We start from the raw sequence: 19,918 nt of genomic DNA, 5'->3' as shown, positions 1-19,918 counted from the left end.
TCGACGTTGCGGGGCAGCAGCGCCGTGGCTCCTCCTGTCGGAGGTCCGCGGTGGAATGGCGTCCGGACGTCCCGGGTTGTCACCCGGAGACGCTGCTTCTGCGAGAAGGAAACGAGGAGACCATGTCCGACGTGCTCATCGACCGTCCCGAACTCGAAGGGCTCGGCCAGTACGAGTTCGGCTGGTCCGACTCCGACAGTGCCGGTGCCTCCGCTCGACGCGGCATCTCCGACGAGGTGGTCAGTGACATCTCCGCCCGCAAGGACGAGCCGGAGTGGATGCGCAAGCTCCGCCTCAAGGCGCTGACGCTGTTCGACCGCAAGCCGATGCCCTCGTGGGGCGCTGACCTGTCGGACATCGACTTCGACAACATCAAGTACTTCGTGAAGTCCACGGAGAAGCAGGCCCAGACCTGGGAAGAGCTGCCCGAGGACATCCGCAACACCTACGAGCGTCTCGGCATCCCCGAGGCCGAGCGCCAGCGCCTCGTCGCCGGCGTCGCCGCGCAGTACGAGTCCGAGGTCGTCTACCACCAGATCCGCGAGGACCTGGAGGAGCAGGGCGTCATCTTCATGGACACCGACACGGCGCTGCGCGAGCACCCCGAGTTCTTCGAGGAGTACTTCGGCTCCGTGATCCCGGCCGGCGACAACAAGTTCGCCGCGCTGAACACCGCCGTCTGGTCCGGCGGCTCGTTCGTCTACGTCCCGAAGGGCGTGCACGTCGAGATCCCGCTGCAGGCCTACTTCCGGATCAACACCGAGAACATGGGCCAGTTCGAGCGGACGCTGATCATCGCGGACGAGGACTCCTACGTCCACTACATCGAGGGCTGCACCGCTCCGATCTACAAGTCGGACTCGCTGCACTCGGCCGTGGTCGAGATCATCGTGAAGAAGAACGCCCGCGTGCGCTACACGACGATCCAGAACTGGTCGAGCAACGTCTACAACCTCGTCACCAAGCGTGCGATCGCGCACGAGGGCGCGACGATGGAGTGGATCGACGGCAACATCGGCTCCAAGGTGACGATGAAGTACCCGTCGATCTACCTCGCCGGCGAGCACGCCAAGGGCGAGACGCTCTCCGTCGCGTTCGCCGGCCCCGGCCAGCACCAGGACGCCGGTGCGAAGATGGTCCACATGGCGCCCTACACGACGTCGTCGATCGTCTCGAAGTCGATCGCCCGTGGAGGCGGCCGCGCCGGGTACCGCGGCGAGGTCCGCGTGGACCCGGCCGCGCACCACGCCGCGAACACGGTCCGCTGTGACGCGCTGCTCGTCGACACCATCAGCCGCAGCGACACCTACCCGGCGATCGACATCCGCGTCGACGACGTCCAGCTCGGGCACGAGGCCACGGTCTCGCGTGTGAGCGAGGAGCAGCTCTTCTACCTGATGTCCCGCGGCATGCCGGAGGACGAGGCGATGGCGATGATCGTCCGTGGCTTCATCGAGCCGATCGCCCGCGAGCTCCCGATGGAGTACGCGCTCGAACTCAACAAGCTCATCGAGATGAGCATGGAAGGATCCGTCGGCTAGATGTCGAACACCAGTACCAACCCGACACCGACCGACGGGACCACCCCCGCGCCCCGCATCGATCAGCCGGTCGAGCCCTCGGCAGCGGCGCAGGGCACCGAGCAGCACGGCGCTCGCGCCCACTCCGACGGCGGCTGGGACGCGAAGGTCCCCGTGCAGACCCGCTCGGAGCGCCCGCAGTCCGGTGAGCTCGACGCCTTCCCGCCGGTGACCGGCCGCGAGGTGAACTGGAAGTTCGCACCGCTGGCGAAGCTCCAGCCGCTGCTCGACGGTGGCCTGGACGGCTCGGCGTACCCGTTCCTCGCCCGGCAGACCGAGGGCGCGGACGTCGAGTGGGGTCGCAGCGACGACCCGGCCGTCGGCTCCGCCGGGCTGCCCGAGGACCGCGCTGCGGCCGCGGCGTGGACCGCTCGTGACGCGGTCCTCAAGGTCACCGTCAAGGCGACCGAGGCGCACGAGTCGATCTCGATCACCCGCTCGGACTTCGGCACACAGCCCCGCGCGGCGCACACGGTCATCACGGCCGAGCAGCACGCGCAGGGCATCGTCGTGATCGACAACCGCGGCTCGGCGCTCCTCAGCGAGAACGTCGAGATCGTCGTCCGCGACGGTGCTCGGCTCACGGTCGTCAGCCTGCAGGACTGGGACGACGACGCCGTGCACGTGTCGACGCAGTTCGCCGAGGTCGGCCGTGACGCCTTCCTCAAGCACGTGGTGGTCTCGCTCGGCGGCGACGTCGTCCGGGTCAACCCCTCGACGCACCTCGGCGCGCAGGGCGCGGACACCGAGATGTACGGCGTGTACTTCGCCGACGCGGGGCAGTACATCGAGCAGCAGGTGTACGTGAACCACGACGCACCGAACACCCGCGGCCGCGTCAACTACAAGGGCGCGCTGCAGGGCGAGGGCGCGCACACCGTGTGGATCGGCGACGTCCTCATCGGCCGCGCCGGTGACGGCACCGACTCGTACGAGCAGAACCGCAACCTCGTCCTCACCGACGGCACGCGTGCGGACAGCATCCCGAACCTCGAGATCGAGACGGGCAACATCGAGGGCGCCGGCCACGCGAGTGCGACCGGTCGCTTCGACGACGAGCAGCTGTTCTACCTGCAGGCCCGCGGCATCCCGGAGGAGGAGGCCCGTCGTCTCGTCGTGCTCGGCTTCCTCGTCGAGGTCATCCAGAAGATCGGCGCGCCCGAGCTCGAGGAGCGCCTCATCGCCGCGGTGGAACAGGAGCTCGCCGACGGCCGCACCGCGGTCGCGGCGGCCGAGCCCGAGGCCGAGCAGGCGGACGCCTGATGGCCGAGAAGGTCTGCGCCGAGTCCGAGATCGCCGTCGACAGCCCGATGCGCGCGGTTGTCGACGGGACGGCCGTCGCGATCGTGAAGGACTCCGCGGGCACGGTGCACGCCATCGGGGACACCTGCACCCACGGCGACATCTCGCTGGCCGAGGGCTTCGTCGAGGGCGACACGCTCGAGTGCTGGGCCCACGGGTCGCGGTTCTCGCTCGCCACCGGCAAGCCGCAGAACTTCCCCGCGTACGAGCCCGTGCCGGTCTTCCGGGTCGAGGTCCGCGACGGCGACGTCTATGTCGACGTGCACGACCCGGTCCCGGTCGACTGACCAGCGCCCCACTGCTTCCGCGGCTGACGCCGCACCTGACGCTTCAACCGAAGGAACGTGAATGTCCACTCTCGAAATCCGTGACCTGCAGGTCTCGATCGACACCGACCAGGGTGTCAAGGAGATCCTCAAGGGCGTCGACCTGACGATCAACGAGGGCGAGATCCACGCGATCATGGGCCCGAACGGCTCCGGCAAGTCGACCCTGGCCTACACGATCGCCGGGCACCCCCGGTACAACGTCGTCGGCGGCTCGATCACGCTCGACGGCGAGGACGTCCTCGCGATGAGCGTTGACGAGCGCGCCCGCGCCGGCATGTTCCTCGCGATGCAGTACCCGGTCGAGATCCCCGGCGTGACGGTGTCGAACTTCCTCCGCACCGCCAAGACGGCGATCGACGGCGAGGCACCGGCGCTGCGCGGCTGGGTCAAGGACCTCCGCCAGTCGATGGCCGACCTCAAGATGGACTCGTCGTTCGCCGAGCGCAACGTCAACGAGGGCTTCTCGGGCGGCGAGAAGAAGCGCCACGAGATCATGCAGCTCGAGCTCCTCAAGCCGAAGTTCGCCGTGCTCGACGAGACCGACTCCGGTCTCGACGTCGACGCGCTGAAGATCGTCTCCGAGGGCGTCAACCGTGCCAAGGCAGCCACCGGCCTGGGCGTGCTGCTCATCACGCACTACACGCGCATCCTCCGCTACATCAAGCCGGACTTCGTGCACGTGTTCGTGGCGGGCAAGGTCGCCGAGCAGGGCGGCCCGGAGCTCGCCGAGCGCCTCGAGAACGAGGGCTACGACCGCTACGTGCAGGCCGCGGCGGCGGGCAACTGATGATCGCCGCACTCACCCCGGAGAAGTTCGACGAGGTCGTCGAGGGCCTCAAGGAGGTCCAGGACCCGGAGCTCGGCGTCAACATCGTCGACCTCGGCCTCATCTACGACCTCGCGATGGACGACGAGGCGAACGCACTCGTCATCAGCATGACGCTGACGAGCGCGGGCTGCCCCCTCACCGACGTCATCGAGGGCGACACGGCCAACGCGCTCGACGGCATCGTCGACGCGTTCCGGATCAACTGGGTCTGGATGCCGCCGTGGGGTCCCGAGCGGATCACGGACGACGGACGCGAGATGATGCGCGCGCTCGGCTTCTCGATCTAGACGCCACCACGGACGGACGGGAGGCGCGGTGCCGGCTGGCACCACGCCTCCCGTCCGTCGTCGGTGGGGGAGTCGGTCGCGGCCCGAGCGGGCGGGATCCGTCACGGTCGACCGTTCCCGGCGACAGCAAGTGCGCGTCCGGCGAGCGACGCACGGCGTGTCCTGCACGCTCGCATGGCGCGCTGGAACGTGCGGGCACGGACGACGAGGGGCCCCGCACCGGACGGTGCGGGGCCCCTCGTGTCGGGGTCGCGTCAGCGGCGGCCGACCAGCTTCCACGCCAGGGGCAGGACGCCGGCGGCGATGAGCGCCTTGGCGACCCCGCCGACGATGAACGGGTACAGGCCGGCGCCGAGCACCGAGTGCAGGTCGTTCGGTAGACCGAGTGCGCCGAGGGCGACGGCGAGGTACGGCAGACCGGTCACGAACGGGATCGCGCTGGCGAGCAGCATCGCGACGGTGGCACGGCCGACCTTCCGGTCCCAGTTGCGACGGGCGAGCCAGCCGATGACGCCGGCGGCCGGCACGAAGCCGATCACGTAGCCGAAGCTCGGGAGCGCGAGGGCCTGCAGGCCGCCCTGCATGTCGGCGAAGAACGGGGCACCGGCGAGGCCGGCGACCGCGTAGACGAGCAGCGCGAGCATGCCGCGGCGGGCGCCGAGCGTCGCGCCGACGAGCACGACCGCCAGGGTCTGGCCCGTGACCGGCACCGGCCACATCGGGACCTCGAGCTGCGCGAGCGCCGCGGTGAAGAGGGCACCGCCGGCCACGAGGGCGGCGTCGGTGGCGAGGCCCGAGGTGCGGATGCGGTCGGCGAGGACTGCGCGGCGAGCGAACCCGGTGGCGTTCGTCATGGATTCTCCTAGAATGGACTGCTGGTCCCGTTCGAGGACCATCGGTCCCGTCAGCGTAGCGGTGCACCTCCCGCACACGTCGTTGTGCACATCACCAACTGATTGGACGTCCTCTAGTGCTTGCCGTGCACGACCTCGAGATCCGTGTCGGGGCCCGCCTCCTCATGGAGAACGTGTCCTTCCGTGTCGAGAAGGGTGACAAGATCGGCCTCGTCGGGCGCAACGGCGCCGGCAAGACCACGATGACCAAGGCGCTGGCGGGTGAGTCGCAGCCGACCGACGGCAAGATCGACCGCTCCGGCGAGATCGGCTACCTGCCGCAGGACCCGCGGTCGGGCAACCCGGAGGACACCGCGCGGAAGCGCATCCTCGACGCCCGCGGTCTCGGCGAGCTCGTCGAGGGCATCCGCCAGGCGACGCTCGACATGGCGAGCGAGGACGCCGACGTCGCCGAGAAGGCCATGCGCCGCTACAGCCGGCTCGACGACCAGTTCAACGCGCTCGGCGGCTACGCAGCCGAGGCCGAGGCCGCCTCCATCGCGTCGAACCTCAAGCTCCCGGACCGCATCCTCGACCAGCCGCTCAAGACGCTCTCCGGTGGTCAGCGCCGCCGCATCGAGCTCGCGCGCATCCTGTTCTCGGACGCCGAGACGATGATCCTCGACGAGCCGACCAACCACCTCGACGCCGACTCGATCGTCTGGCTGCGGGAGCACCTCAAGACCTACCCGGGCGGCGTCATCGTCATCTCCCACGACGTCGAGCTCGTCGACGAGGTCGTCAACCGCGTGTTCTACCTCGACGCCAACCGGCAGACCATCGACGTCTACAACATGGGGTGGAAGCTCTACCAGCGGCAGCGTGCCGCCGACGAGGAGCGCCGCCGCAAGGAGCGCGCGAACGCCGAGAAGAAGGCCGCCACGCTCAAGGACCAGGCCGCCCGGTTCGGCGCGAAGGCCACGAAGGCCGCGGCGGCGCACCAGATGGTCGCACGCGCCGAGAAGCTGCTCGCGGGCCTCGAGGACGAGCGCGCCGTCGACCGCGTCGCGAAGCTGCGGTTCCCGACGCCCGCGGCGTGCGGTCGCACCCCGCTCATGGCCGAGGGGCTGTCGAAGTCCTACGGCTCGCTCGAGATCTTCGCCGGCCTCGACCTGGCGATCGACCGCGGCTCGCGCGTCGTCATCCTCGGCTTCAACGGCGCCGGCAAGACGACGCTGCTCCGGATCCTCGCGGGTGCCGACCAGCCGGACACGGGCGAGATCCTGCCCGGGCACGGCCTGCGCATCGGGTACTACGCGCAGGAGCACGAGAACATCGACGTGAACCGCTCGGTCATCGAGAACATGGTCTCGGCGTCGCCGAACCTCACCGAGACCGAGGCACGACGGGTGCTCGGGTCGTTCCTCTTCACCGGCGACGACGGCTACAAGAAGGCCGGCGTCCTCTCCGGCGGTGAGAAGACGCGTCTGTCGCTCGCGATGATCGTCGTCTCGGGTGCGAACGTGCTGCTCCTCGACGAGCCCACGAACAACCTGGACCCCGCGTCGCGCGAGGAGATCCTCGGCGCGCTGGCCGGGTACGAGGGCGCGGTCGTCCTCGTGTCGCACGACGCCGGCGCGGTCGAGGCGCTGAACCCGGAGCGCGTGCTCCTGCTGCCGGACGGCACCGAGGACCACTGGAACAAGGACTACGCGGAGCTCATCGAGCTGGCGTAGCCGGAGACGGACGGGAGGCCCGTGGCGGAGTCCGCCACGGGCCTCCCGTCCGTCCGGCGGTCGCCGTGCGGTCAGCGACCCGCGCCCAGCAGTTCGTCCTCGACCTCGTCGTCGGAACGGGGCTTGGCGTCCTTGCGCCGCTGCCGCTCCAGCGCGCGCTCGCGCTCCTCGGGGTCGTCCTGGTTGAGGTTCCGGTACTCCTGCACCATCAGGTACGCCAGGAAGCCGAAGCCGCCGGCCGCGAACAGGAACCACTGGATGAAGTAGCTGAGGTGGAGCCCGGTGTCGGCACTCGGGCGGTCCCACCCCAGCGGGCGGGATTCGGCCGGCGCGGGGGACTCCGCGGCGAGCTGCCCGTAGGCGCCCGTCCAGATCGGGGTGTCGACCTTCGCCGCGACGTCGGCGAGCGTCACGGACTGCACCTGGTCGGTGTGGGCGGGATCGGTGCGGCCGGGGATGCGGGGCTCGCTCTGCTGCAGGCGAGCCGTGACCGTCACCTCGCCGCTCGGCGGGGCGGGCACGTGGTCCGGGGCGTCCTGCCGGTTGCCCGTCGGCACCCAGCCGCGGTCCACGACGAACGCCCGACCGTCGGCGGTGACGAGCGGGGTGAGGACCTCGAAGCCCGGCTGGCCGTTGTGCACACGGTTGCGCACGAGGAGCTGGTCGGCGACGTCGTAGCGGCCCGTCACCTCGACCCGCAGCCACTGCTGGTCGTCGTTCCAGCTCGATGCCCGGGGGAGCGCCTGGTCGACGGGTACGGGGGTGTGGTCGTAGTTCTGCGCGATCTGCTCGTTCTGGCGGACGGCCTCGTTCCGGCGGTCCCACTGCCACATGCCGAACAGGGTGCAGACGATCGCGAAGGCGACCGCGATCGCGAAGTAGCCGAGCCAGCGACGGCTGCGGACGAAGCCCCAGCCGACGAACGGGTCCGGTGCGCCTCCGGGAGCCGGAGCGTCGTCGCGGTCGAGCACCGCCGTCGGACCACGGTCGCCGGCCGCCGCACGCTGGATCCTCGCGGCGTGCTTCCGGCCGTAGCGGGCGCTCGGGTCGAACTGCTCCGTCATCGTCCGGTGCCGCTGGAGCGCACCCCGACGTCGTTCTTCGGGGCGTCCTCGCGGGCACGGACGTCGTCGAGGTGGTCGACGTCCTCGTGCATGCCGGTCACGCGGACCGGGAACGAGCGGGAACGCAGGTAGTCGGCGAGGAAGTCGCAGTGCTCCTCGCACGCGGCCCAGATCTTCACGCGGTCGATGGCGTGGATGCGCGGGTTGCGCCAGTTGACACGCCACTCAGCGGTGTTGGTGCAGCCCGCGCGCGAGCAGACCGGCGTCGAACCGGGCTCGGTGAACAGGTCGAACGTCGCCCCCATCAGCGGCGTGCCCGGGGCTTGGCGGACCAGACGCGGGAGCGGTCACCGTTCCGCTGCCACTCCTCCTGCGCGTGCTGCGCCTGCTCGCGCAGGCGCTCCTGCTCGGCACGGTACGCCTCGGCACGGGCGTCCTCCTGCCGTTCGCGGAGGCGCGGGTCGACGGCGTCGTACAGCTCGATGGCGCCGGCCGGGGACACGATGTCGCTCTCGGCGCGGCTGCCGGCGTTCGCGAGGATGACCGCGACCCACGGGATGACGGCGGCGAGGACGATCGGGATCACCGCGAGCCACGAGTGCCAGGTCGTCCAGATGAGCACGGCGCCGATGAAGCACACGACGCGGACGGCCATCTGCCAGACGTACTTCGACAGCCGGTGTGCGCGATCGAGTTCGGGGGAGTCCGGCAGTGACGTGATGCTCTGCGTGGAACCCGAGGTGGTGTGCGTCGCGTGGAACCGGCGCTGCGTCGACTTCATACGGTGTTCTTCCATTCGCCCGGACACCAGCCTAAGCCCGCACCACCGACAGTGGGCCCGCCGCGCGGGGGACAGGTGCGGGGGCCGGCTCCGGTACGCTCGTCCGGGCGTGTCCGGCGGTCCTGGCGACCGTGGCGCGCCGTGTCACCACCACTCGAACGGAAGCGCGATCATGACCACCTCTCGTACCGTCCTCGTCACCGGCGGCAACCGCGGCATCGGCCACGCCCTCGCGGCCCGCTTCGTCGCCGCCGGACACCGCGTCGCCGTCACCTCCCGCAGCGGCCAGGGCGGCCCCGAGGGCGCGCTCACCGTCGCCGCCGACATCACGGACTCCGCCTCGGTCGACGCCGCGTTCACGCAGGTCGAGGCCGAGCTCGGCCCGATCGAGGTGCTCGTCGCCAACGCCGGCATCACGAACGACCAGCTGCTGCTCCGCATGTCCGAGGAGGACTTCACGAGCGTGGTCGACACGAACCTGACCGGCACCTTCCGGGTCGTCAAGCGCGCCACGAAGGGGATGATGAAGGCGAGGTTCGGCCGGATCGTGCTGATGTCGAGCGTCGTCGGTGCCTACGGCCAGGTCGGCCAGGTCAACTACGCGTCGTCGAAGGCCGCGCTCGTCGGCATGGCGCGGTCGATCACCCGTGAGCTCGGCTCGCGGGGCATCACGGCGAACGTCGTGGCGCCGGGCTTCATCCAGACAGACATGACCGCCGCGCTCCCGGAGGAGCTGCAGGCCGAGTTCAAGAAGCAGATCCCGGCGGCGCGCTACGGCACCGTGGACGACGTCGCCGACGCCACGCTGTTCCTGGCGAGCGACGGCGCGGGGTACGTCTCCGGGGCGGTCATCCCGGTCGACGGCGGTCTCGGGATGGGCCACTAGGACCGCACCAGGCGGCGCGGCGGCTCAGCCGCGCAGGCCCAGTGCGGCGAGCACCGGCGAGAGGTCGCGGTCGACCACCGCCACGTCGGCCTCGGCGCGCACGCGCGGCTTCGCGTCGAAGGCGACCGACAGCGCCGCGACACGCATCATCTCGAGGTCGTTCGCCCCGTCACCGACCGCGACGGTCTGCGCCGCTCCGACCCCGTCGGCACCGGCCCACTCGCGCAGCGCGGCCGCCTTGGCGTGCGCGTCGACGACCTCGCCGAGGACCCGCCCGGTGAGGACGCCGCCGACCACCTCGAGCCGGTTCGCCCGGCAGTGGTCGAGGCCGAGCCGCTCGGCGAACGGCTCGAGGACCTCGTGGAAGCCACCGGACACCACGCCGACGGTCCCGCCCGCGGCGTGGACGCCGCGGACCAGCTCGTCGGCGCCCCGCGTGACGCGGACCGCCTCCTGCGCGCGTGCGGTGACGTCGGCCGGGAGGCCCGCCAGGGTCGCGACCCGCTCCCGCAGGCTCTCGGCGAAGTCGATCTCCCCGCGCATGGCGCGCTCCGTCACCGCCCGCACCTGAGGCCGGGTCCCGGCGTGGTCGGCGAGCAGTTCGATGACCTCGTCCTCGAGCAGCGTGGAGTCGGCATCGAGGACGACGAGGAAGCGTGGCACGGACCAACGGTACCGACAGCAGGAGGCGCGGCCGACGTCTGTGACGTCAGCCGTGCCTCCAGGCCGCTTCCGAGGTGTCAGGCCTCGACGCGGACGCCCTTGCCCACGACCGTGATGCCCGACTCGGTCACCGTGAAGCCGCGGCCCTCGTCCGTCTCGCGGTCGACGCCGACCTGCGCGCCCGGGGCGATCACCACGTCCTTGTCGAGGATGGCGCGGTTGACGACGGCGCCGGCCCCGATCGAGGCGCGTTCGAACACGATCGAGTCGAGGACCTTCGCGCCCGAGTCGATCCCGCACCAGGGACCGATGACGCTGCGCTCGACCTGGGCGCCGGACAGCAGGCAGCCGAGCGCGACGATCGAGTCGACGGTCGAACCCGTGTTGCCGTTCGCGTCGCGCACGAACTTCGCCGGCGGCAGGTTCGTCTGCTGGTTGAAGATCGGCCAGTCCTGGTTGTACAGGTTGAAGACCGGCACGGGGGCGATGAGGTCCATGTGCGCGTCGAAGAACGAGTCGATCGTGCCGACGTCGCGCCAGTAGTAGCGGTCGCGCTCGTTCGAACCGGGGACGTCGTTGCGCTGCAGGTCGTACACGCCGGCGTCGCCGCGGGACACGAAGTCCGGCACGATGTCGCCGCCCATGTCGTGCGCGCTCGACTCGATCTGGCCGTCGCGGAGCACGGCGTCGACGAGGGCGTCGGCGTCGAAGACGTAGTTGCCCATCGACGCGAGGATCTCGCCGGGGGAGTCCGCGAGGCCGACGGCGTCCTTCGGCTTCTCGAGGAAGGCGTCGATCTTGGTGGGGTCGTCCTGGTCGACCTGGATGACCCCGAACTGGTCGGCGAGTCCGATCGGCTGGCGGATCGCCGCGACCGTGGCACTGCGGCCGGAGGCGATGTGGGCCTCGATCATCTGGTGGAAGTCCATGCGGTAGACGTGGTCGGCACCGACCACGACCACGATGTCCGGGCGCTCGTCGCGCAGCAGGTTGAGCGACTGCAGGATGGCGTCCGCCGAACCGGCGAACCACCGCTTGCCGAGACGCTGCTGCGCCGGCACCGACGCGACGTAGGACCCGAGCAGCCCCTCCATGCGCCATGTCTCGGCGACGTGGCGGTCGAGGCTGTGCGACTTGTACTGCGTCAGGACGACGATCTTCTGCAACCCGGAGTTGACCAGGTTCGAGAGCGCGAAGTCGATGAGGCGGAAGTTCCCACCGAACGGGACAGCGGGCTTCGCGCGGTCGGCCGTGAGCGGCATGAGCCGCTTGCCCTCGCCTCCGGCGAGCACGATGCCGAATACCTTCTTTGGTGCCATGTGGTTCACAGTAGGCGTCCGGACAGTGAACCCGTTACGTTGAGTCCGTGCGAGTCGATCTACTGACCAGGGAGTATCCGCCGGAGGTCTACGGCGGAGCGGGTGTCCACGTGGCCGAGCTCACGGCTGCGCTGCGGTCGGGGACGGACACGGACGTGCGGGTGCGGGCCTTCGGTGGCCACCGCGACGAGCAGGGCGTGACGGCGTACGGCACGCCCGCCGGGCTCGAGGGCGCGAACGGCGCGCTGCAGGCGCTGGGCACCGACGTGGCCATCGCGGCCGACGTCGCGGGTGCCGACCTCGTGCACTCGCACACCTGGTACGCGAACGCCGCCGGGCGGATCGCGCAGCTCACGCACGGCATCCCGCACGTGGTGACCGCGCACAGCCTCGAGCCGCTGCGCCCCTGGAAGGCCGAGCAGCTCGGCGGTGGCTACCGCCTGTCGAGCTGGATGGAGCGCGAGGCGTTCGAGCAGGCCGACGGCGTCATCGCGGTGTCGAAGGCGATGCGCGCCGACATCCTCCGTTCCTACCCGTCGATCGACCCGGCCAAGGTGCACGTCGTCTACAACGGCATCGACATCGACGAGTGGAAGCCCACCGTCGACGAGGACGCCGTCCGCGCCCTCGGGATCGACCCGACGCGCCGCTCGGTCGTCTTCGTCGGGCGCATCACCCGGCAGAAGGGCCTGCCCTACCTGCTCCGCGCCGTGGCGTCCCTGCCGTCGGACGTGCAGATCGTCCTGTGCGCCGGCGCGCCCGACACCCCGGAGATCATGGCCGAGGTCACCGGGCTCGTCGAGTCGCTGCGGCAGCAGCGCGACGGCGTCGTCTGGATCGACCGGATGCTCGCGCACCGCGAGATCGTCAACGTGCTCTCGTCCGGCACGGTCTTCGTCTGCCCGTCGATCTACGAGCCCCTCGGCATCGTGAACCTCGAGGCCATGGCGTGCGGCATCCCCGTCGTCGGCACGCGCACCGGTGGCATCCCCGAGGTCGTGGCCGACGGCCTGACCGGACGCATCGTGCCGATCGACCAGGCGCAGGACGGCACCGGCACGCCGAACGACCCGGACCGGTTCGTCGCGGACCTCGCGGCCGGGCTCGAGGAGGTCCTCGCCGACGAGGGGCTCGCGAAGCTCATGGGACGCGCCGGACGCATGCGCGTCGAGAGCGAGTTCACGTGGGACGCGATCGCACGGCGGACACGGCAGGTCTACGACGGGGTGCTCGCCCGGAAGCCGTAGGCTGGGGCCATGCCCTCGGTCGTGCGCTTGTCAGACGTCTCCGTGGTCCGCAACGGGGCCACCATCCTCGACGGGATCTCGTGGGAGGTGCAGGACGACGAACGCTGGGTGGTGCTCGGCGCGAACGGCGCCGGCAAGACGACGCTGCTCCAGGTCGCGGGTGCCCAGACCTTCCCGACGTCGGGTGAGGTCGAGGTGCTCGGCACCGAGCTCGGCGGGGCCGACCTGTTCGAACTGCGACCGCGCATCGGCTTCGCGTCGACCGCGCTCGCCCGGCGCATCCCGGTGACCGAGAAGGTCCTCGACGTCGTCCTCACCGCCGCGTACTCCGTCACCGGCCGCTGGAACGAGGAGTACGAGGAGCTCGACGTCCGTCGTGCCCAGCGCGTGCTCGACGAGTGGGGCCTCGGCGACTTCACCGAGCGGACCTTCGGCGAGCTGAGCGACGGCGAGCAGAAGCGGGTGCAGATCGCCCGCGCCGTGATGACCGACCCCGAGGTGCTCTTCCTCGACGAGCCGGCGGCGTCGCTCGACCTCGGCGCCCGCGAGAGCCTCGTCCGGACCCTCGGCGGCTACGCCCAGAGCGGCGACTCGCCGGCGATCGTCATCGTGACCCACCACGTCGAGGAGATCCCCGCCGGCTTCACGCACGCCCTGGTGCTCGCGGACGGCCGCATCCAGGCCGCCGGTCCCGTCGACGAGGTCCTGACCGCCGCGACGCTCTCCGAGGCGTTCGGGATCGAACTGACCGTGTCGAAGGACGCCGGTCGGTACACGGCACGCGCCGTCTGACGCTCCCGATCACGGCCGTCGTCTGGTAACGTGGACGGCTGGCGCACGCCGCAGACTTCCCGCGCGGTGGCCACCCGGGTCCGCCCGGACCGGGCATCCGCGCACCTCCCACCATCTCCAACCGAGGAATCTCCATGAAGACCGACACCCACCCCGAGTACAACGCCATCGTCTTCCGCGACCTGGCCTCCGGTGAGACGTTCCTGACGCGTTCGACCGCGACCAGCGACAAGACCATCGAGCTCGACGGTGCGACCTACCCGGTCATCGACGTCGAGATCTCGTCGGCGTCGCACCCGTTCTACACGGGCAAGCAGCGCATCCTCGACTCGGCCGGTCGCGTCGAGAAGTTCAACCAGCGCTTCAAGGGCTTCAGCAAGTAAGCAGCCCCCGCGCTCGAACGGGCGGTCCTCCTGCGGGAGGGCCGCCCGTTCTGCGTCGCGGGCGCGGTGTGGGCGCGGGAGGTCGCCGGGGCGCTGCTGCGTGGTGCGCCGTGCTCCGGCACCACGGAAGGCACGTCGTACCGCGCGATCCCGTGGTGCGACGTGCCTCCCGTTGTGCGGACGGCACGGCAGCGGCGGCCGGGAGGCGCGGTGCCACCCCGTCACGCCGCTCGCGCGGGCAGGGGGCTGCGTCGGACGCGCTCAGGCGTTGCGGTGCGGCCAGCGCCCGTCGGCGGTGAAGGACGGGTCACGCTGCTTGCGCATGTACTCCTGGAACGAGGTCGCCTGGTCGGCGCACCAGCCGACCTGCTTGCGGTGGAGCTCCTCGGCGGAGATGCCGAGCTCCTCCGGGTACTTCGCGGCGAGGGCCTGCGCGACACGTCCGGCAGCGACGGCGTCGGCCTGGGCGTCGTGCGCGTCGGAGAGGGTGACGCCGTAGAGCTCCGACGCCGCCTCGAGCGTCCGCTTGCCCTTCCGGTACGTGTCGAGCGCCTTGTCCATCACGAGCGGGTCCACGACGTTGCCGATGACGGGGGAGGCGAAGCCGTGCCGCTTGGCCTCGCGGTCGAGCACGGTGAGGTCGTACGGGGCGTTGTAGATGACGAGCGGGATCCCGCGGGCGAACACGGCCTCGACCGCGGCGATGACCTCGGCGACGACCTCGCTCGCGGGACGCCCCTCGGCCTGGGCGCGATCGGTCGTGTAGCCGTGCACGGCCGCGGCTCCCTCGGGGATCGCGATGCCCGGGTCGGCGACCCACGCACCGCCGACGATGGAGCGGCCCGTCATGTCGATCAGGCCGACGTGCGCGGTGACGATGCGCGCGGTCTCGACGTCGACGCCGGTGGTCTCGAGGTCGAACACGCCGAGGGCGTGCCACCACGGGCGTCCGCTGAGGTCCTGCATCCCGGGGGAGGCCGGTGCGGGCGTGTCGAGCGTGGTTCCGGTGTACGTCACGTCCCGAGGCTAACGGGACGCACCGACACGGTCCACGCGACCCGCCTCGTCGGCGGTGAGCCGCGCCTCCCGTCCGGACACGACGACCGCGCCGGACGACGCGACCGCCCTACTGGGCGACCGGCCGCCCGACGTGCAGCCAGTAGAAGGACTGCGTCCCCATCGTCAGCGTGACGGTCCCGTCCTCGTCGAACGACGGGAAGGACCCGCCGCCGAACAGGTCGTACAGCGGCCGACCGGCGAACTCCGGCGCCGTGATCGTGACCGACGTCGGGTTCGTGGCGAACGAGAACACGCAGAGGACGTCCTCGGCGGACGGACCGAACTGCTGCCCGGACCCCTCCCACGAGCGCACGAACGCCAGCACCGAGTCGTTGTCGGTGTCCTGCACCTGCAGCGATCCCATGCCGAAGACCGGGTGCGCCTTGCGGACGTGGATCACGTTGCGGACCCAGTGCAGCAGGGACCGGGACTGGGCGAGCTGCGCCTCGACGTTCACCTGCGCGTAGTTGTAGACGAGCGACTGCACGACGGGCAGGTAGAGCTTGCCCGGGTCCGCGGTCGAGAAGCCCGCGTTGCGGTCCGGCGTCCACTGCATCGGCGTGCGCGAGGAGTCGCGGTCCGGCAGCCAGATGTTGTCGCCCATGCCGATCTCGTCCCCGTAGTAGAGGAACGGCGACCCGGGCAACGAGAACAGCAGGGCGTGGATGAGCTCGAGCTCGGCGCGGGAGTTGTCGAGCAGCGGTGCGAGGCGACGGCGGATGCCGATGTTCGACCGCATGCGCGGGTCGTAGCCGTACCAGCCGTACATCGCCTGCCGGTACTCCTCGCTCACCATCTCGAGCGTCAGCTCGTCGTGGTTGCGGAGGAAGACGCCCCACGCGGCCTTCTCGGGCACGTCGAGGGTCTCGGACAGGATCGCCTTGAGCTCGGCGGCGTGCTGGGCGCGGAGCGAGTAGAAGATGCGCGGCATCACCGGGAAGTCGAACGCCATGTGGCACTCGGGCTCCTCGTCGGTACCGAAGAACGCCGCCGTCTCGCGCGGCCACTGGTTCGCCTCGGCGAGCAGGACGCGACCGGGGTACTCGTCGTCGACCATCGACCGGAGCTTCTTGATGAACTCGTGGGTCTCCGGCTCGCCCTCGCCGTTGCCCTCCTCGGACTCGAAGAGGTACGGGATGGCGTCGAGCCGCAGCCCGTCGACGCCGAGGTCGAGCCAGTGCCGGACGACGTCGTACACAGCCTCGACCACGGCCGGGTTCTCGAAGTTGAGGTCGGGCTGGTGCGAGAAGAACCGGTGGAAGAAGAACTGCCGGCGCACCGGATCGAACGTCCAGTTCGACTCCTCGGTGTCGACGAAGATGATGCGGATGTTCTCGTAGTGCTCGTCGGTGTCGCGCCACACGTAGAAGTCGCCGTAGGGGCCGTCCGGGTCCTCGCGGGACTGCTGGAACCACTCGTGCTGGTCCGAGGTGTGGTTGATCACCATGTCGATCACGATGCGCATGTTGCGCTCGTGCGACTTCGTGACGAGTTCGCGGAAGTCGTCGAGCGTGCCGAATTCCGGCAGGATCGCGCGGTAGTCCGAGATGTCGTACCCGCCGTCGCGCATCGGCGACTGGAAGAACGGCGGCAGCCAGATGGCGTCGACGCCGAGCCACTGGAGGTAGTCGAGCTTGCCGATGACGCCCTGGATGTCCCCGATGCCGTCGCCGTTCGAGTCGACGAACGAGCGGATCATGCACTCGTAGAAGACCGAACGCTTGTACCACTGCGGGTCCAGCGTGAGTCCGGGCAGCTGGATCGGGGCCGTGAAGGTCAAGCGTGCTCCTCAGTCGTCGGCGGGCCGGTGGCGTGGCCCGACCCGACCAACAGTAGGCGCGTCCCGCTGCTGCTGTCCGCGGGTTGCGGTCACGACCGCGCCGGGTGGCCGGACGGGAGGCACACCCTCCTCCACAGGGCGCCTCCCGCCCGTCGTCGTCCACCGCCGGGCGCGGAGTGCCCGCCGCCGCGGTGCGGCTTCGTAGACTGGCCGCGATGCAACCACCCGTGATCTCCCCGTACCAGTCGCTCGTGGCCGCGACCCCGGTCGTGCACCGCGCCGTCGCGGTCGACGGCCGCACGACCCACTACTGGGAGTACGGCCCCGCCGACGCCACCGCGACGGTGCTGGCGGTGCACGGGTTCCGCGGCGACCACCACGGGCTCGAGACGATCGCGGCACACCTCCGAGGGGTGCGGGTCATCGTGCCCGACCTGCCCGGCTTCGGCGTCTCGGACCCGCTCCCCGTGTCGGACATCGGTGCCTACGTCGACTGGCTCACCGGGTTCCACCGCGCCCTCGGACTCGGCGTCGACACCGTCGTGCTCGGGCACTCGTTCGGGTCGATCGTGACCGCGGCGACCGTCGCCGCCGGACTCGCGACCCGGCTGCTCGTGCTCGTGAACCCGATCGCCGCCCCGGCACTGCAGGGCCCCCGGGGCGTCGCGACCGCCATCGCGGTCGGCTACTACCGCGCCGGGGCCGTGCTGCCCCGCCCGCTCGGCCTCGGACTGCTCCGGAACCCGGCCATCGTGCGGGGCATGAGCGTCGCGATGCTCAAGACGCGTGACCGCGACACGCGCCGGTGGGTGCACGACCAGCACGACCGGTACTTCTCAGCCTTCGCCGACCGGACGAGCGTGCTCGAGGCGTTCCGGACCTCGGTGTCGCGCGACGTGTCCGAGTACGCGGACCGGATCGACGTGCCGGTGCTGCTCGTCGCGGCCGAGCACGACGACATCACGGCGGTGCCGGAGCAGCGCCGACTGGCTGAGCGGCTGGCGGACGCCGAGCTCGTCGTGGTGCCCGGCGTGGGGCACCTGGTGCACTACGAGACGCCGGGAGCAGCGGCCGACGCCGTGCTCCGGCGGATGGCGGACACGCCCGCGAAGCGTTCGGCGCGCGGCGGTGCGAAGCGGTCGACGACCGGACGGGCATCCGCGAAGGCGTCGCCACCGAAGCCGACGCCACCGCAGGACGGGCCGACCGGGGAGACGGCGTCGTGAGGCGACTCCGGATCGGGATCGACTGCCGCTACGTCCGCATCGGGCGACACGACGGCATCAGCCGGTTCACCGCCGGGATCGTCGCGCACCTGCCGGACCGGCACGACCACGTCCTCCTGGTGCACGACGAGCGCCAGCTCGACCAGCTGCCCGCCGGCATCCCGTGGGAGCGCATCCCGGCGCCGACCGACGCGGGGGAGCCGCTGGTCGCCCGACGGGTGTCACGGCTCGGGCTCGACGCCGTGTTCTCGCCGATGCAGACGATGGGGTCCCGCGGCCGTCGCTACGCGCTCGTGCTCACGCTCCACGACCTCATCTACTACCGGAACCGCACGCCACCGCGCGAGTTCTCGTGGCCGATCCGGCTCGGCTGGCGGCTCTTCCACCTGAGCTGGGCGCCGCAGCGGTTCCTGCTGAACGGGGCCGACGGCGTCGTCACGGTGTCGGAGACGACCGCACGCCTGATCGAGGCGCACCGGCTGACGAGCCGACCGGTCACGGTGGCGTACAACGCCGCCGACCCGGCCGAACCGCGCGACCCCGCCGCGGGACGCGAGCGCTCCCTCGTCTACATGGGCTCGTTCATGCCGTACAAGAACGTCGAGACGCTCGCCGCGGCGCTCCCGCTCCTCGGTCCCGACTGGACGCTGCACTGCATGTCCCGGGTGAGCGACGCCGACCGCCACCGGCTCGAGCGTCTGGCCCCGGAGGGCGCCGTGGTCTTCCACGACGGGGCGTCGGACGACGAGTACCTCGCGGCGCTGCGGACGGCGACAGCACTCGTCACGGCCTCGTACGACGAGGGCTTCGGCATCCCGCTGGTCGAGGCCATGGGGGTCGGGACGCCGGTCGTCGTCAGCGACGTGCCCATCTTCCGGGAGATCGGCGGGGACGCGGCCGAGTACTTCGACCCGTCGTCACCCGCCGCGGTCGCCGCGGCCGTCCGCCGCGTCGAGGAACGCTGGGACGACGCGTCGCGGGCGTCGCTCGAACGCGCCGCACGGTTCCGGTGGCAGGACTCGGCGGAGCAGGTCGTCCGCGCGGTGGAACGCGCCGTGACGGACCGCGAGCGGCGCTGACGGACCGCGAGCGGCGCTGATCGAGCGCGGTCGGTACTGACCGGCCGCGGCACCGGACCGCGGCCGGAGCACATCGACGGTGTGCGCCGCTGTGTCAGGACGGCCGCGCGGAGCCGATCGTCGCCCCCGGGAACACCCGGTGCGTCCGGTCCGTCGCCACGTCGACGATCGCCGCGAGGGCGACGCCCCTCCCGACCGTCAGCACCACGACGTGCTGGTCGGCCGGTTCGTCCGACGGGCCGTCCGGACCCCAGGAGCAGGACACCCCGACCACGCCGCCGATCGTCCCGACGGTCCGCGCGAGGTCGAGGCGCCGGACGGAGGTGGCGGCGTCGTTCGAGACCCCGACGCGCAGCCCGTCGAAGCGGGCCTCGACGCCGACGCGCACACCGTTCCCGTCCGCGGCCGCGACCGCTGCGCTGAGGGCACGCACGAGGTCCGTCTGCTCGCCGTGCGACAGACCACCGTCCGCCACGACGACGGCGGACACGTCCCAGCTCGCGAAGGAGCGCTTCTCGGTCGCTCCGTCCTGCACGGACGCGACGCCGTCGACGTCGGTGGCGAGCGTCCGCAGCCGGTCGAGGGCTGCGTCGGGCTGCGGGAAGATCCCACCGACGCCGTTCTGGATGCTCCCGATGATGGTGGAGAGCACGAGGACCAGCACGACCCCGGTGACGGCGGCGGCCAGTGCGATGACCGATCCGCTCCGGACCCGTCGGGCGACCGGGGGACGGGTCACCGAT

21 protein-coding genes are annotated in these 19,918 nt (G+C 70.9%); 12 read left to right on the top strand and 9 right to left on the bottom strand.

The window, feature by feature from the left end; all coding sequences use genetic code 11:
* Positions 1–122 precede the first annotated feature (122 nt).
* The 5 genes from sufB to H7A69_RS13215 all read left to right on the top strand — a co-directional run bounded on the left by sufB (position 123) and on the right by H7A69_RS13215 (position 4,327).
* On the top strand, positions 123–1,541 hold the full coding sequence (sufB, locus tag H7A69_RS13235; protein WP_069710839.1) for a Fe-S cluster assembly protein SufB: 1,419 nt from the start codon (positions 123–125) through the stop codon (positions 1,539–1,541).
* Positions 1,542–2,843: a Fe-S cluster assembly protein SufD gene (gene sufD / locus H7A69_RS13230; RefSeq protein ID WP_182047420.1), complete on the top strand. Its 1,302-nt coding sequence runs from the start codon at positions 1,542–1,544 to the stop codon at positions 2,841–2,843.
* The gene (locus H7A69_RS13225) at positions 2,843–3,169 is read left to right on the top strand and encodes a non-heme iron oxygenase ferredoxin subunit (RefSeq protein WP_083263608.1); all 327 of its coding nucleotides are present in this window, start codon (positions 2,843–2,845) and stop codon (positions 3,167–3,169) included. Before sufD ends, H7A69_RS13225 begins: the two co-directional genes overlap by 1 nt.
* A gap of 61 nt (positions 3,170–3,230) precedes the next feature.
* On the top strand, positions 3,231–3,998 hold the full coding sequence (sufC, locus tag H7A69_RS13220; RefSeq protein ID WP_182047419.1) for a Fe-S cluster assembly ATPase SufC: 768 nt from the start codon (positions 3,231–3,233) through the stop codon (positions 3,996–3,998).
* A complete protein-coding gene (locus H7A69_RS13215; RefSeq protein WP_069710842.1) occupies positions 3,998–4,327 on the top strand; it encodes a metal-sulfur cluster assembly factor in 330 nt (109 codons plus the stop codon). Before sufC ends, H7A69_RS13215 begins: the two co-directional genes overlap by 1 nt.
* A 254-nt stretch (positions 4,328–4,581) precedes the next feature.
* Here H7A69_RS13215 and H7A69_RS13210 read toward each other — a convergent pair whose 3' ends face one another.
* Positions 4,582–5,181 (bottom strand): biotin transporter BioY, encoded by a 600-nt coding sequence (locus H7A69_RS13210; RefSeq protein WP_182047418.1) that lies wholly within the window; start codon positions 5,179–5,181, stop codon positions 4,582–4,584.
* Between the two features lie 116 nt (positions 5,182–5,297).
* Between H7A69_RS13210 and H7A69_RS13205 the strand changes: the two genes are divergently transcribed.
* Entirely contained in the window at positions 5,298–6,896 is a 1,599-nt protein-coding gene (locus H7A69_RS13205; protein ID WP_182047417.1) for an ABC-F family ATP-binding cassette domain-containing protein, read from the top strand.
* 71 nt (positions 6,897–6,967) lie between these two features.
* Here H7A69_RS13205 and H7A69_RS13200 read toward each other — a convergent pair whose 3' ends face one another.
* From H7A69_RS13200 to H7A69_RS13190, 3 genes are read right to left on the bottom strand one after another with little or no spacing between them, the layout of a single operon-like run.
* Positions 6,968–7,960, bottom strand: coding sequence for an SURF1 family protein (locus tag H7A69_RS13200; RefSeq protein ID WP_182047416.1), 993 nt, complete (start codon positions 7,958–7,960; stop codon positions 6,968–6,970).
* Complete coding sequence (locus H7A69_RS13195; protein ID WP_069710845.1) at positions 7,957–8,265, bottom strand: hypothetical protein; 309 nt, start codon at positions 8,263–8,265, stop codon at positions 7,957–7,959. Before H7A69_RS13195 ends, H7A69_RS13200 begins: the two co-directional genes overlap by 4 nt.
* Positions 8,265–8,756 (bottom strand): DUF3099 domain-containing protein, encoded by a 492-nt coding sequence (locus H7A69_RS13190; protein ID WP_182047415.1) that lies wholly within the window; start codon positions 8,754–8,756, stop codon positions 8,265–8,267. Before H7A69_RS13190 ends, H7A69_RS13195 begins: the two co-directional genes overlap by 1 nt.
* 157 nt (positions 8,757–8,913) lie before the next feature.
* Here H7A69_RS13190 and fabG point away from each other — a divergent pair, with 157 nt between their 5' ends.
* On the top strand, positions 8,914–9,627 hold the full coding sequence (fabG, locus tag H7A69_RS13185) for a 3-oxoacyl-ACP reductase FabG (RefSeq protein ID WP_069710847.1): 714 nt from the start codon (positions 8,914–8,916) through the stop codon (positions 9,625–9,627).
* 24 nt (positions 9,628–9,651) lie between these two features.
* On the opposite strand, the gene serB is transcribed toward fabG, so the two are convergent.
* Positions 9,652–10,290: a phosphoserine phosphatase SerB gene (gene serB, locus H7A69_RS13180; RefSeq protein WP_182047414.1), complete on the bottom strand. Its 639-nt coding sequence runs from the start codon at positions 10,288–10,290 to the stop codon at positions 9,652–9,654.
* Between the two features lie 77 nt (positions 10,291–10,367).
* Positions 10,368–11,609: a glucose-1-phosphate adenylyltransferase gene (locus tag H7A69_RS13175; RefSeq protein ID WP_182047413.1), complete on the bottom strand. Its 1,242-nt coding sequence runs from the start codon at positions 11,607–11,609 to the stop codon at positions 10,368–10,370.
* A 47-nt stretch (positions 11,610–11,656) separates the two neighbouring features.
* Here H7A69_RS13175 and glgA point away from each other — a divergent pair, with 47 nt between their 5' ends.
* The 3 genes from glgA (at position 11,657) to H7A69_RS13160 (ending at position 14,031) form a co-directional block, all read left to right on the top strand.
* Complete coding sequence (gene glgA / locus H7A69_RS13170) at positions 11,657–12,856, top strand: glycogen synthase (RefSeq protein ID WP_182047412.1); 1,200 nt, start codon at positions 11,657–11,659, stop codon at positions 12,854–12,856.
* 9 nt (positions 12,857–12,865) lie between these two features.
* The gene (locus H7A69_RS13165) at positions 12,866–13,648 is read left to right on the top strand and encodes an ABC transporter ATP-binding protein (protein ID WP_182047411.1); all 783 of its coding nucleotides are present in this window, start codon (positions 12,866–12,868) and stop codon (positions 13,646–13,648) included.
* A gap of 134 nt (positions 13,649–13,782) precedes the next feature.
* Positions 13,783–14,031, top strand: coding sequence for a type B 50S ribosomal protein L31 (locus H7A69_RS13160; RefSeq protein ID WP_022905175.1), 249 nt, complete (start codon positions 13,783–13,785; stop codon positions 14,029–14,031).
* Between the two features lie 261 nt (positions 14,032–14,292).
* Here the strand turns inward: H7A69_RS13160 and H7A69_RS13155 are convergent, their stop codons facing one another.
* Positions 14,293–14,997, bottom strand: coding sequence for a 3'-5' exonuclease (locus tag H7A69_RS13155; protein WP_182047425.1), 705 nt, complete (start codon positions 14,995–14,997; stop codon positions 14,293–14,295).
* A gap of 160 nt (positions 14,998–15,157) precedes the next feature.
* Positions 15,158–16,870, bottom strand: coding sequence for a maltose alpha-D-glucosyltransferase (gene treS / locus H7A69_RS13150; protein WP_182047410.1), 1,713 nt, complete (start codon positions 16,868–16,870; stop codon positions 15,158–15,160).
* Between the two features lie 215 nt (positions 16,871–17,085).
* Here treS and H7A69_RS13145 point away from each other — a divergent pair, with 215 nt between their 5' ends.
* Together H7A69_RS13145 and H7A69_RS13140 are read left to right on the top strand one after the other, a co-directional pair.
* Positions 17,086–18,096, top strand: a complete 1,011-nt coding sequence (locus H7A69_RS13145) for an alpha/beta fold hydrolase (protein WP_182047409.1) — start codon at positions 17,086–17,088, stop codon at positions 18,094–18,096.
* Positions 18,093–19,175 carry a glycosyltransferase family 4 protein gene (locus H7A69_RS13140; RefSeq protein ID WP_182047408.1) on the top strand — a complete coding sequence of 361 codons (1,083 nt, stop codon included), beginning with the start codon at positions 18,093–18,095 and terminating at the stop codon, positions 19,173–19,175. The genes H7A69_RS13145 and H7A69_RS13140 overlap by 4 nt, the downstream gene beginning before the upstream one ends.
* Before the next feature lie 94 nt (positions 19,176–19,269).
* On the opposite strand, the gene H7A69_RS13135 is transcribed toward H7A69_RS13140, so the two are convergent.
* Positions 19,270–19,918, bottom strand: a 649-nt coding sequence (locus tag H7A69_RS13135; protein ID WP_182047407.1) for a hypothetical protein, incomplete at its 5' end; no start/stop codon positions are given.

Origin of the sequence: Curtobacterium sp. ME26 (assembly GCF_903970945.1) — a bacterium.
GTDB classification, from domain to species: Bacteria; Actinomycetota; Actinomycetes; order Actinomycetales; family Microbacteriaceae; genus Curtobacterium; species Curtobacterium citri.
The sequence above is the reverse complement of the archived record's forward strand: the minus strand, read 5'-3'. Positions and strand labels throughout refer to the sequence as shown.